This window comes from Nocardia salmonicida NBRC 13393 (assembly GCF_001613085.1).
Taxonomy (GTDB): Bacteria; Actinomycetota; Actinomycetes; order Mycobacteriales; family Mycobacteriaceae; genus Nocardia; species Nocardia salmonicida.
This window is the reverse complement of record NZ_BDBR01000065.1, coordinates 25247-37373: the sequence shown is the minus strand read 5'-3', so window position 1 is coordinate 37373 and position 12127 is coordinate 25247. Positions and strand designations below refer to the sequence as shown.

10 protein-coding genes and 2 pseudogenes are annotated in these 12127 nt (G+C 65.6%); 7 read left to right on the top strand and 5 right to left on the bottom strand.

Annotated elements, in window-relative coordinates; all coding sequences use genetic code 11:
- Positions 1-356: 356 nt before the first annotated feature.
- Positions 357-653, top strand: a pseudogene (locus tag NS1_RS42585) (PhoU domain-containing protein); the annotation flags it as partial.
- Between the two features lie 180 nt (positions 654-833).
- Here the strand turns inward: NS1_RS42585 and NS1_RS40630 are convergent.
- Positions 834-1253, bottom strand: a pseudogene (locus tag NS1_RS40630) (transposase); the annotation flags it as partial.
- Positions 1254-1354: 101 nt separating this feature from the next.
- Positions 1355-1843 (bottom strand): DUF420 domain-containing protein, encoded by a 489-nt coding sequence (locus NS1_RS39675; RefSeq protein WP_063816373.1) that lies wholly within the window; start codon positions 1841-1843, stop codon positions 1355-1357.
- A 159-nt stretch (positions 1844-2002) separates the two neighbouring features.
- Between NS1_RS39675 and NS1_RS37045 the strand changes: the two genes are divergently transcribed.
- Together NS1_RS37045 and NS1_RS37040 are read left to right on the top strand one after the other, a co-directional pair.
- Positions 2003-2593 (top strand): TetR/AcrR family transcriptional regulator, encoded by a 591-nt coding sequence (locus tag NS1_RS37045; protein ID WP_062992190.1) that lies wholly within the window; start codon positions 2003-2005, stop codon positions 2591-2593.
- 121 nt (positions 2594-2714) lie between these two features.
- On the top strand, positions 2715-3197 hold the full coding sequence (locus NS1_RS37040) for a TetR/AcrR family transcriptional regulator (protein WP_062992188.1): 483 nt from the start codon (positions 2715-2717) through the stop codon (positions 3195-3197).
- A gap of 55 nt (positions 3198-3252) precedes the next feature.
- Here NS1_RS37040 and NS1_RS37035 read toward each other — a convergent pair whose 3' ends face one another.
- From NS1_RS37035 to NS1_RS41095, 3 genes are all read right to left on the bottom strand, one after another.
- Positions 3253-4524: a PucR family transcriptional regulator gene (locus NS1_RS37035; protein WP_062992187.1), complete on the bottom strand. Its 1272-nt coding sequence runs from the start codon at positions 4522-4524 to the stop codon at positions 3253-3255.
- A 147-nt stretch (positions 4525-4671) separates the two neighbouring features.
- Positions 4672-5082 carry a thioredoxin family protein gene (locus tag NS1_RS37030; protein ID WP_169812883.1) on the bottom strand — a complete coding sequence of 137 codons (411 nt, stop codon included), beginning with the start codon at positions 5080-5082 and terminating at the stop codon, positions 4672-4674.
- Between the two features lie 146 nt (positions 5083-5228).
- Positions 5229-5399 (bottom strand): hypothetical protein, encoded by a 171-nt coding sequence (locus tag NS1_RS41095; RefSeq protein ID WP_169812882.1) that lies wholly within the window; start codon positions 5397-5399, stop codon positions 5229-5231.
- 1006 nt (positions 5400-6405) lie between these two features.
- Here NS1_RS41095 and NS1_RS37020 point away from each other — a divergent pair.
- From NS1_RS37020 to NS1_RS37005, 4 genes are read left to right on the top strand one after another with little or no spacing between them, the layout of a single operon-like run.
- Positions 6406-7842, top strand: a complete 1437-nt coding sequence (locus tag NS1_RS37020) for a condensation domain-containing protein (protein ID WP_062992181.1) — start codon at positions 6406-6408, stop codon at positions 7840-7842.
- Positions 7843-7897: 55 nt separating this feature from the next.
- Positions 7898-9373, top strand: coding sequence for a condensation domain-containing protein (locus NS1_RS37015; protein WP_062992179.1), 1476 nt, complete (start codon positions 7898-7900; stop codon positions 9371-9373).
- Positions 9374-9389: 16 nt separating this feature from the next.
- Complete coding sequence (locus NS1_RS37010) at positions 9390-10799, top strand: non-ribosomal peptide synthetase (protein WP_169812881.1); 1410 nt, start codon at positions 9390-9392, stop codon at positions 10797-10799.
- Entirely contained in the window at positions 10796-12121 is a 1326-nt protein-coding gene (locus NS1_RS37005) for a hypothetical protein (protein ID WP_062992175.1), read from the top strand. The genes NS1_RS37010 and NS1_RS37005 overlap by 4 nt, the downstream gene beginning before the upstream one ends.
- Positions 12122-12127: the final 6 nt, after the last annotated feature.

The window sequence follows — 12127 nt, the reverse complement described above, 5'->3', positions numbered from 1 at the left end:
ACCCCGCCGACCTCGTGACGGTGTGTGTGGACCTGTTCGCCGCCGCCCGCGCGCGCTGGAACACCACCGCCTCGTCCTCATAGTTGCCCCGCGAACCGACTTATCGTCTCGGCACGACGGCGTAAACGACTCCGGCGATATCGGCCGACAAGCCCGGCCGACCGACGAGGGCCGTCAGCTGGGCGACGAGCCAGCGGATCCCGCAGGCAGCTGAACTCGACGTTAAAGACTGACGCCTACTCCTGCGAAATCCGGCGCTGAGGGAGTTACCGCGGATAATGGGCTGTTGTCGGGATGTCAGTAGATGGCGGGTCGCGGCAAGTATGAGTGCGACCGAGGCCGCAGGGCGATGAGCTATGCGAACACGCTTTTATGAAGACCTCGAGCAGCTCGCCGATCAGTTCGACACAAGGTGCTTGGGTGATCGCGCGGCGATCGCGGCCGCGACAGGCGGGCTACTCAACGCCGATCCGCAGCAGTGCGAGCGGGCGATCGAGATCTGTCAGGAACTCGACGGCTCGCGCGATCGGTGCGACGACACCGCTGCGGCGTTGTTGGCGTTGCAATCGCCGGTGGCTGGGGAGCTACGCAAAGTCGTCACCGCGCTCCAGTTGGTCGCCAACCTGCACAGAATAGGCGCGCTCACCGTGCACATCGCCGACATCGCGCGTCGTCGCCATCCCGAGCACGTCGTTCCCGAATCCATGCGCCCGATCGTTGCCCGCATGGGTGCGGCGGCGGTAGCGATGGCGACGGCCGCCGCCGCGGTCCTGGCCTCCGGCGACCCACGACGCCGCCGAGTTCGACGCCCAGACGACACCATGGACCGGTTACACCTCCCGGTCGATCAGAGCGTGCCCGTGTCGGGAGGCATAGGCCAAGAACACGCCGATCTGATAGTTCTCCGTGCGTCCGGCGGTGCCGGAGTACTGACGTTGCACGCCAGCGGATTGATGCCCTTCTTCAGGAAACCTGTCTCGTCACCGGCCAGCACGGCGCCAGGATCACCGAGATGCTCGACGACGAAGTCGCGCACATCGCCACACACGCCCTCGACGTCCCAGTCCGCAGCGCGCAGCAGCCGCTGCATTCCATCCGGAACCCTCTCACCAGCGCGTTCGGCCAGAGTCCACCCGTTCTTACATTCCAGACCCGCGACCAGAGCCGGCTCTACTGCCGGGTGGACTCGTTATCAGGGACTCGCCACTATCCATCAACGAATCCAGTTCGGCCACAGCCCGATCCAACACCACCCGACAGGTCTTTCAGCACCGAACTACGCGAGTGCAGTTGCAGTACTAAGGCATCGGCGGTGGCGAGGTGGCCTTCCTCATGTGCGGATCTCCGTTGCCGGTCAGGCGACGAACGCGAGCCAGTAGAAGACCCAGCAGGACACTGCGGTCAGCGTCATGTCGATCGCCGCGACCCTGGCCCACCGCCGGTGCCACGCGGCGTGCGCGCCCGGGTGCGGCGGATTGCCGAAATTGCGCACCGCCCGCACGATCACCACCGGCCACAGCAGTACCGAGGTGACCGCGAACACCAGGTGGATCGCCAGCGAAGTCGACACCGCGGTAGACGCCGTGCCGCCCACGACTCCCGCGGAGCGCTCTTGCCAGCCATTGAAGCGCACATCCAGCTCGAACAGCACGACGGCAACCAGTAGCGCGACACCCAACCCGAGCTGGACCCCGCGGTGCAGCCGGAGCCGCCGGCCGACCTTGACCTGGTACACACTCCACCCGAGGGCGAGGACCACCAGCACCATCAACGTCACCATCATGTCCATCGCGAACGACGCCCTCGTGCCGAGGAAGCCGTCGATCCCACTAAAGTCGTTCATCGCAGTAGCTCCATGTCGTCGGGTGCGCGGCGCAGATCTGACCAGGTTCCGGCCGCACACGAAGTCATCTTGGAGACAGGGTGTCTCCAAGAGCTCGACGCACGCTAGCACGTACCCGAACTTGAACCAGACACGGGGAAAAGGAGGCAGCCGAGGCCCATGCCCAAGATCAATGCGGACAGCGTCCGCGCGCATCGCGCCCAAGTACTCGCGGCACTGATCGACAGCGCCGAGTTCCTCTTGGCACAGGACAGCGGCACCACCCTGACCGCCGGGGCCGTGGCGGCCCGCGCGGGAATCGCCCGCAACAGCATCTACCGCTACGTCGACTCGATCGACGACCTGATCGAGATGGTGGCCGCCCGAGGCTTCCCGCGCTGGACGAGCGCGGTCCGCGACGCGATCGAGGCCGCGCCGACACCAGCCGCAGGCGTGGTGGCGTACGTGCGCGCCAACATCGAACTGGCCGTCGACGGGGATCACGCCTGGCGCACCGCACTCTCGCGGATGAACCTCTCGGCGAGCGCGCGGGCGCGGGTGATCGCGCTGCACACCGAACTGGCCGACCTCCTGCGCGCGGAACTGTCCGCAGCGGCGGTGACGAATCCCGCCCTGGTGACGGCGTCGATACAGGCGCTGGTCGACGCGTGCGTGCGCCGAGTCGAGGCAGGCGACGAACCGGCCACCGCCATTGACTACGCGGGCCGCGTCGCCGCCGTCCTCGTCAGCGAGGCAACGGCCGCACCGTAGCCGGGCTGGCAGCCCTCGGTAGGGAGATCACCACGCCTGTCGATCTGTGCCGATCCGATGGCCCAACCACTGATTCAATCAATGATTGAATTGCCGATTGAAACATGTTTCACTTCTGAGCATGGTCGATGAGGTCAAGACGGGGACGCTGCAGCGACTGCTGGCCGCTGCTGAGTCGTTGCTGCTGACCGAGCTGTACGACGAGGTGTCGGTGCGTGGCATCTGTACCGTGGCGGGGGCGAACTCGGCCGCGGTGCACTACCACTTCGGATCGAAGGAAGCCCTGGTCGGTGCGCTGATCGAGGATCGACTGGGACCGCTGTGGGCCGATGGCCTGGCGCGTGCGACCCCGGGGCCCGACGCGATGCCCACCGTGGTCGATACGATCCTCGCGCCCTTCGTTCAGCTTGGGGGAGATCCTTTGGGCCGCTTGCATCTTCGGCTATTGACACGGTCGCGCGACGTTGCCGCTGACTTCCTCGACATGACGAAGGACCGCGAGGCGTCGACGCACCTCGCGATCCAATGGGCGTCTATTGACCGAATCTCCCTACGGCCCAGGAGGTCCGGCTGTCAAGTATTTCCGTCAGATTTATACTCGTAGCCGACAACGGTGACGAACAGCGCGAGCATGACCACTAGGAGGCGCACCGTCCAGGTCAAACGGCATGCCGCTGGCCATTAACGACGTGGCGATTCGTCGTCGCCCCGCGCGGTCGGCGGTAGGCACGAATCAGCAGAGCGGACCGGAGGTAGCACAGTCCGGTGAGATCGCCGGGGTCGAATCCGGTGATCTGAGCGATTCGTTTCATCCGATAGTCCACGGTGTTGGTGTGCACGAACAACTCTCGCGCGGTGCGCGAGCGTTGCAGGTTGGTCGAAATGTGCACCTCGAGGGTGTGTAGCAGTTCCGGGTTCTCCTCGAGCGAGTCCACTGCGGAAGCCAGTGCGTCGCGGGCTGGGCCGGGTCGGGTGAGCTGGTATTCGAACGCCAGTTCGTGCGGTCGGTAGACCTTATTGTCGGCGCCGGTGACGTGCACGATGTCGAGTAGTTCGTGCACTTGTTCAGCGGCGCGGGGGATCTCGGTGCGTGCGGCCACGGTCGCGACCGCGCGCACCGGCGCCTGCGCGGCGATGGACAGGCTGGCGATCAGATCGTCGAGTTCGGTGTCGGTGTAGTCGGTGGCGGGCAACAGTAGGGTGCCGCCGTCCACACTGAGCAGGGAGAGTGCTTTGCCGCCGCAGCGGTCGGCTAGTTTCGCCTGCACCCGCCGCAGTTTGCGCCGGGCAACGACTTTCGCGTCGAGCGATGACGTCGATTCCTCGGCGTGTGGTAGCAGGATGATCCCGAGCACGTGGTACTGGTCGGAGACCTCGATACCGCATTCCCTGGCCATGGTGGCCACGTTCTGTCCGCCCAGCAGGGCGGAGGTGAGGGTGTGCACGGCTGTGTGATGCTCGTTGACCACCGATCGGAGTTCGCGGAAGTAGGCCACCGTGACCGCCGTGGTGATCATGTCCACCGCGTCCATCAACCGTCGCGCCACCCCGGCGACGGTATCGGAGTCGAGCGTGTTGACATTGGCCAGCAGCAGATCGAACCCCAGTTTGAAACCTTCGTGGATGGCGTGATTGACCGTCCCGATCGGGATACCCTCCCGCGCCCAGTCGGCTGCGGCGGCCTGCACCCGGTCGGTGCGTCCCTGCGGGTCCCGCCCGTCGAGTATGCTCCTGGTCAGTTCCAGGCACACCTTCGTGATGGTCGTGATGTCTCCGTCGAGGGCTTCGCCAGGCAGCGTTGCGCACGGCACGACGTTCTCGATGAAATGGCCGACCATCTGGCGGGAGACGGTGCGGACGTCTTTGAGCGGCGTGGAGACCGGTCGGCCTGCGGGTGTCAGGAACGGCTCAGCGGCAGCGTTGGCAGTCATCGGCGACTCCTTTTTCACTCCCGCGAGGTCGCGGGATCAGGTCAGGTTACTGCCGAGTAGGCGTCAGTCGACCAGTGTTCGCTTGTGACGACCGATAAGAGATCACTGGGACACGTTATAGCTTGCGACAACTCTGCCTGGGTGAGATCACAGTGCGGGCCTTGGCTCACCGGGTATCCGGTCGTCCGGGTCGCTTGCTCGCGGCCCCTGGCCATGCGTGGAGGTGCCGGATCGTGCCGGAAGATGCCGGGCGATATCGCGGCGCACCCGTGCAGCCTTTCTGGCGCCGATGATGCGGCCTGACAACCGGCCACCGGTGAATATCAATATCGTCGGTAGCGCGGTGACCCGATATTGCTCGACGACCTTCGACCAGTCGTCGAATTCCATCGCCGCGCACATAATCCGTGCGTCGGCAGTGCGCGCGTACCGTTCGAATTCGTCCAGCAGCATGCGGGAATTGGAATCCCAGCGGGCATGGAACAGTACCGCCACCGCGATATCACGACGCCGCACCGCAGCATGGAACGCCGACGCGTTCGCCAGCACTTCGAGCACGCAACCCTCGCTTTCCGGGGCGGGCCGGGCGCGGAACCGGCGGATCCGGCCGCGCGCCCGGCCCGGGAAACCGCCAGGCGGTGAGCTCGGAGACCCGCGCGATCCCGTTGTCGTCACCGCCGCCGAAATCCCAGTTCAGGACACGATCACAGGCAGATGCTGAGCTCGATCGGGCCGACCGGAATGGGCAGGCACACCTCGACCGATCCTGAGACCGGTGCGGCCTCTGGTGCCGCGGCGGCGGCGCCCGCGGTGAGTGCGATTGCGGCGGCCGCGACCGCGGTGACGCCGAACGTGCGGAGAATTCTGGAGCTCATGAAACATCCTAGGTATTGCGTTAATACAGAATCCCGGGTTCGGGGCGGGGCACATCAGAGCACAGAAGAGGGTTCGATGTCACGTGCCGGGAACAATTCAGTCGGCGGAATATATGCAGCTAGAACGGTTAATTCGGATATATCCACGATCATGTTCAGCGCATATTTGGAGACTTGCCCAAATGCATCCGGCCCGCAATTATGGAGAATTCCACAAGCGGCGGCGCGCCCGTACTGTAGCCGCCCCCGGGCGAGGACACTTCGCCCACACCTTGGCTGTCCGACCAGCTACCGGGTCGATGAACGAAGTCGATTCCGCCGCCGACCTGCTCAGCGACGGCCACGGTGGATCTCCGCGCCACGATGCGTAATTGGAGCGATGACCCCGACGCTGCGGCGGTGGTCGCCCCATCGATCGACCGTGCCGACTTTGCCCATGCGGTGGGGTCCGCCGGTGTCGGGGGCCAGAGCGTCGCTTCGGCTAAGCGGCGCTTTGGATTTCGGCTGGTGGACCGGTGCGTTCGCGGCTGGTCGGCAGGTGCCCGACCGCGACAGCGAGGGCGCTGGCCGCGACCCCGGCGAGCCCCACCCAGCCTGCCTGATCGGTGCCGCCACCGCGGCGCAGCGCGAAGTCATCGACCCCCCAGCACGGCGTGGACCTATCACGCTCGAGGCGTGCAACTGAATCTGGCGAACGCTCGAGATGCGGAGTATATGCCCGGGAGAAATCGGACTAATAACCAAGAATTTTCTCGACTACCTGTACGTATGGTCTGCTTAATCCAAAAAAACCGACCGAGAGCCGGTAACTGGCCCATGCATATGTGATCGGGTGCACACTCCCTGTCATGTCTCTCATGAGTCGCCACGGAATCTTGATAAACGCCCGGACCCCCGCGACGGGACGTGACACCGACCGGTCACGACTGCGGGGGACTTCTCGGGTGCGCTCAGCCCAGCTGGTCCGCAGCCGCAGCAGTCGAGCTTGCGCTCAGAGGAGTTCCTGATGAGGTTCACCGAACTCGCCGATTATGCGTTTCCCGGCGGACACGTCGTGGAATGGTCGCCTCACACCGAACCGGGGCGAATGAGCTGCTCTCTCGATCAGCGCCGCATCTCACATAACCACGAACGGCACCTGCGCGGCATTCTCGACGCGCCACCGCCCGATGATCAGTCCTGGATCGGCTGCGCCTTCCGCATTGTCGGTCCGTTCGACCCAGAAGCTTGGCGCAACACGCTGAGCACCTGGATCCGGCGGCACGAGGTACTGCGCAGCCACGCTACCGTCGAGGACGGTACCCCTACTCGGTACACCCTCGAGTCCGCCGCAGTCCGTGTCCGCGCCCGGACTATCGGCAACCTCGACGAGACCGCCGCACGACGCCATGCAGATCGAGTGCTCTCCGCCAAGACCTCTCCGCTGCACTGGCCGTCCTACCTGTTCATCACCATCGCTGGCGTGGGTGGATTCACCGTCGTGTTCGGTGCCGATCACGCCATCACGGACGGCTACACCGTGGCACTGGTGGCCTCCGAACTCGCTGTGCTATACGACGAGGCCCGCACCGGCGCCTCCGATACCGTCCTTCCCGCGGTCGGCAGCTACTTGGAGTTCAGCGAAGCCGAGCGCGCCCACTCCGACCAGATTCCCGGCGACCATCCAGCGATCGAACCGTGGCGGCGATTCGTCGCCGAACCCGAACCGGACCGGTTCGGCACCACTCTCGCCCCCGCACATGCCTGCGTGTTTCCGCTCGCCCGTGGTTATGGTGGCGGTCTGCGGACACCTCAACGAACTCTGTCGCTACCGCTGCTCGACGCCGACGAGGCCACCGCAGTCACCGCCATCGCCCGCAGCCACCACACCGGCTTACTCGCAGCCCTGCTCGCCGGACTCGGTTCGGTCACCACCGCACTGTCTGGCCGCGAGGATTTTCGCACAGTCGTACCCCGCTGCACCCGTGCCGACGCGGCGATGAACGCCAACACTGCCGGCTGGTTCGTGGACTTGTCCCCAGTCACCATCCACACCGCGACCGCCGCGAGCTTCGGCGAGCTCATCGCAGCCGCAGGCAGCGAACTGCGCTGGGCTCGCAGTGAGATCCGCGTTCCCTTCGGGCGCGCCTGCGAACTGCTTGGCATCGAACCGCATATCGCCTTCTTCGCGTCATTCATGGATCTGCGTGCTGTCCACCGGCTTCATCGCCCTGCCGAGTTCTCGTTCCTGCGTGGTACCAATCATTCCCCCGACGACCACTACTTCTGGTTCTTCCGAACCGATCAGGGTCTGAGCGTGAGCGCTCGCTACCCCGACACCGCCGAATCGGCTGAGGACGTGCACACAACTGTGCTGCGCCTGCGCGCCCTGCTCGCCGAACTCGCCCACCACGGCGACATCGACCTAGCGCAGTGCCCCACTCAGCGCGCGGGCTTGGTGTGACCGCACAAGTGCCCCACCCTCGCCGCACGATCCAACCTGAGAAAGCGACCGCTACATGAGTGTCCTTCAGACCGACCTCTCGATCGAGGACTGGTCCCCTGAGGCGGGCGAACTGCTCGAATTTCGGCCCGACGCGCACGCGATCGCTGCCGCAGCGGCCGCACCGGCCAGCGATGTGCCGCCGTCGGTGTTGACACGGGCACACATCACACGCTGCATCGAGCTGCGCCGTGCGGGCCGCCGCCCGTCTCCCGGTCTCGTCCTGACCTTTCGGCTGCCGGGGCGGCTGGACCGCACCGCGCTGCGCGAAGCGTTCCGGGCATTCATCCTGCGCCATGAGACATTCCGGTCCTGGTTCGCTCCCGCCGCTGACAACGAATTGATCCGGCACGAATATCGGTCCGAAGACGTCGCCTTCACCACCGTCGAACGCGGCACGTTCGACTGCGGTGATGCAATCCGCGCTGAATTGTTGCCCGACTTCATCGAACGGTCCGACGCCCTAGCCTGGCCCGGCTTCGTATGCGCCACCATCGACCACGGAGATCGCGGATTCACCGTCATCTTCAGCGTCGATCACGCACACAGCGACGCACTGTCCATGGGCCCTGCGTTTCTGGAATTACGCACGCTGTACACCGCCTACCAACAGGGCAACGAACCACCATCGCTGACCGACGTGGGCAGCTTCGTGGAATTCGCTCGCACCGAACACGAGTACACCGGCAATGTCGGCCCGCAGGCCGAGCGGGTGTGCGAATTCGTTTCCGCCCTGCGCAGCGCGGCGGCCGAATTTCGCCCGGTGCCGGTGGACCTCGGCCTAGAACACGGACAGACCGCGCCGAGTGGCCAGGTCCAGCTCGCGCTGTTCGATGATACAGAATCCGACCTTTTCAGCGAACGTTGCGCCGCGCACGGCGGCAACTTCTCAAGCGGTCTGTACGCTGCGCTAGCCCTGACCGAACTCGAGCTCGCCGGATACCACCACTTCACGGCGCTCAGCGTGTACGGCTTGCGTAACGAACCGCAGTATCTGATGGCGCAGGGCTGGTTTGTGAACCTGCTGCCGGTGTCGTTCGAGGTCGGGCACAAGGCACAGTTCAGCGAATTGGTCGGCACCGCGCGTGCCGCGTGTGACTCGATCAAGCCACTGGCCCGGGTCCCGCTGCACGGCGTGCTCGAGCATGCGCGGGTGAGTGGACCGGTGCCCACGCCCAGCGAATGGCGCCAGATCTCCTATGCCGACACCCGTCAAATCCTGCGTGCGCTGCGGCTCGAAAACGAGGTGTCGGTGAGCATCATGGGCTCGCGCAACCAACTGTCCGGGCTGACGCCGTTCTGGTTCACCCGCGACCTCGACCATACCTTCGTCGCGGTCCGCTTCCCGGACACGTCGGCTGCACGCGAATCGGTCACCGAGTTGCTCACTCACTTGCGGACCGTACTGCGAACGATCGTCGATACCGGCGACTACACGGCAACCAATACCGACGACGCCTCCGCTGTCGCCGACGAAGAACCCAACGCGTAATGCCATGGAAATCATCATGATCGACGAATGGGCGCCCCAGCCCGGCGTGCTGATCGAGATTACCCCGACCGATGACGCGGTGGGGAGAATGCTCGACGCACCGGTTTCCACCGTCAAGCCCACCGCCGTGCAGCGATTCCACCTCCGGCACAGCTACGCCGAGCGGCAGCGTGGCAATGTTCCGGCCGCCATGTGTGTGCGTGCGTTCATACTTGCGGGCCCGCTGGATGAGGCCGCATTGCAGCGCGCCGCGGAGACGTTCGTGCGACGGCACGAAACATTGCGCTCCTGGTTCCGCCCCGACAGTCTCGCGGGCACCGGCTTTGTTCGGCACCTCGCCGACGACGGCCCCATCGGGTTGCGGATCGCGGATCGGGTGCGATACACCCGATCCGCCGACCTCCGGGAAGCAGTGACGCGGGTCGTCGACGCACACGCGGGCCGACTGCACGGCGTAAACACAGCTCGATGGCCCGCGTTCTTCGTCTGCGCCGTAGATCACGGCACCGACTGCACCGTGATCTTCGGTGTCGATCACGTCAACTCCGACGGCAATTCGCTCGACCAGGCGATCTATGAACTCACCACCGCATATGAGGCGTATCGAGCGGGCACCGTGCCCGAACTCGCCGAACCGGGCAGTTTCGTGGAATTCGCCCGGGTCGAACCGGACTCGTTGGAGGCCGCGGACACCGATATCGCCGCGGTGCGTGACCTAGTGGCGGCCATGCGGCGACATCCGAATGGATATCCGCAGCCACCGATCGAGTTCGGCCTGTCCGGCGCGGAAACCGCACCTGGCACCCTGAGCCGGACAACACTACTCGACGGGACCGGCGCCGCGAACTTCGAGAGCCGGTGCCACAGTTCAGGCGCGGGCTTCGGCGCGGCCTTGTTCGCCGCGCTGGCGCTCACCGAGGCCGCGCTGGATGGCCGACGGATCCACGAGTGGCTCAGTCTGCGCAGCACCCGGCTGGAGCCCCGATTCGCCACCGCCCAAGGATGGTTCGTGAACATCGCGCCGACCCGTATCGAACGCGACGAGGGAGATGGATTCAACGAACTCGCGGCCGCGGCCGCAGCCGCAGTGCGCGCTACCCACGTCCTCGGCGCCATACCCATGCTGGACTTGCTGGCGACCGAGCCGGCCGGCATTCCACCGATCACGCCGATGGTGTCGTACTTGGATCTGCGTCGCCTGCCCAGCGCCGGTCTGCCGAATCTACACGCCCATTACAGTTTCCGCTTCCGACGACCCATGGGGCGCAGCACTCAGACCTGGTTCGACCGACACGCCGACCGAGTCGAGGTCACGATGCAGCATCCCGACACGCCAATTGCGCGCACGACGGCCGCCCGCTACCTGGCCACGCTGCGCGAGACCATGACCGCGATCGCGCAACCCCACGTCATGGAGGTGCGATGAATTCCCGTCTCGCCGATTTGGACTGCCTGAGCGCCCGAACCCAGAAGATCCGCGGGCCGGTCGGCATCCACTGCGTATGGCTTTACGACCGCGCGGTGTACCTGGCCGGACTCCACGATTTCCACGAGGCCCTGCGGCGCGGACCGCTCAGCCGCACCATTGTGCCCGCCGCGTTCGGTCCTGCGGGCGACCGCTGGACCGCCGTCGGCCGGTTCGCCGACCTCGTCGTCGAACCAGACCAGGTCAAACGCGCCGAACTGCAGGAATGGATCGCCGAGCGCGCCTGCGCCGAGTTGTCCGTCTACGGTGGTCCAGCCTGGCGATTGACGGCCGCTGCACTCGACAACGACACCGCGGTCGTGTCGCTGCTGGTGTCGCACAGTCTCGCCGACGGACTCGGCACCTATCTCGCGGTCGCCGCCGCCGTGCACGGCCTACATCTCGCGCCCACCTACGACTCCGACGGATACAGCCGCCTGCGCCTGTTCGCCGATGAAGTCCACTCAGCCGTGCGCCGCACCATCCGTGCCGCCAAAGCGCTCCCTCGTGCACTCACGGCGACCAACGAACGCCGGAACGTGCTGTCCGCTGGCGTTGTGGCGACGGGCTTGCCGACGTGGTCCGAACGCCCCCGCATCCCGGTGGTCGGGGCCACTGTGCCCGCTGCGGAGTGGAAGGCCGCGGCTGACGAACGCGGTGGCTCGTCGAGCACCCTCGCGGTCGCGATCAGTGCCGGCATCGCTACCGCCCTGGGCCGCACCGACGAGCAAGGTAAGGCTGGCGTCTCCATCGCTGTGAACACCCGCACCGCCGACGACTTCCGGGCCAACGCACTCACCGAAATCCATCTCGACGTCGACGTACAGGACGGACCTCTCGCCGATCTGCTACCCCTGCGCCGCCGAATGAAGGAAATGCTCACCGACCCGTCATGGAAGCGCTCCGCCGAAGCGGGCATCACGGTAGCGGCCGTGCTTCCACGATCACTGCTGCCGACTTTGGTGCGTTCGGTGTTCGCCGCCGACTACCTGTCTACCGGATGTTCACTGCCCGGCGCCATGGACGATGCGGTACTGCGGATCGACGGGGCGCCAGCCACAGAGGTGTTGGTGTACCACACCACGTATCAGCGACTCGAGTCGGAAGAGGAGCTGTGTGAACGGGGCGGAGTGCTCACCGTCGCCGCCGTCGAGATCGCCGGCAAAATCCGGCTCTCGATACGTGGCTGGCACCCGACCACGCGTGCCGATGACACTGACCTCGCCCATGTCGTGTCCGACGTGTTCCGGGGATACGGGCTCGAACCCCACATCGTCCGATGACCACCA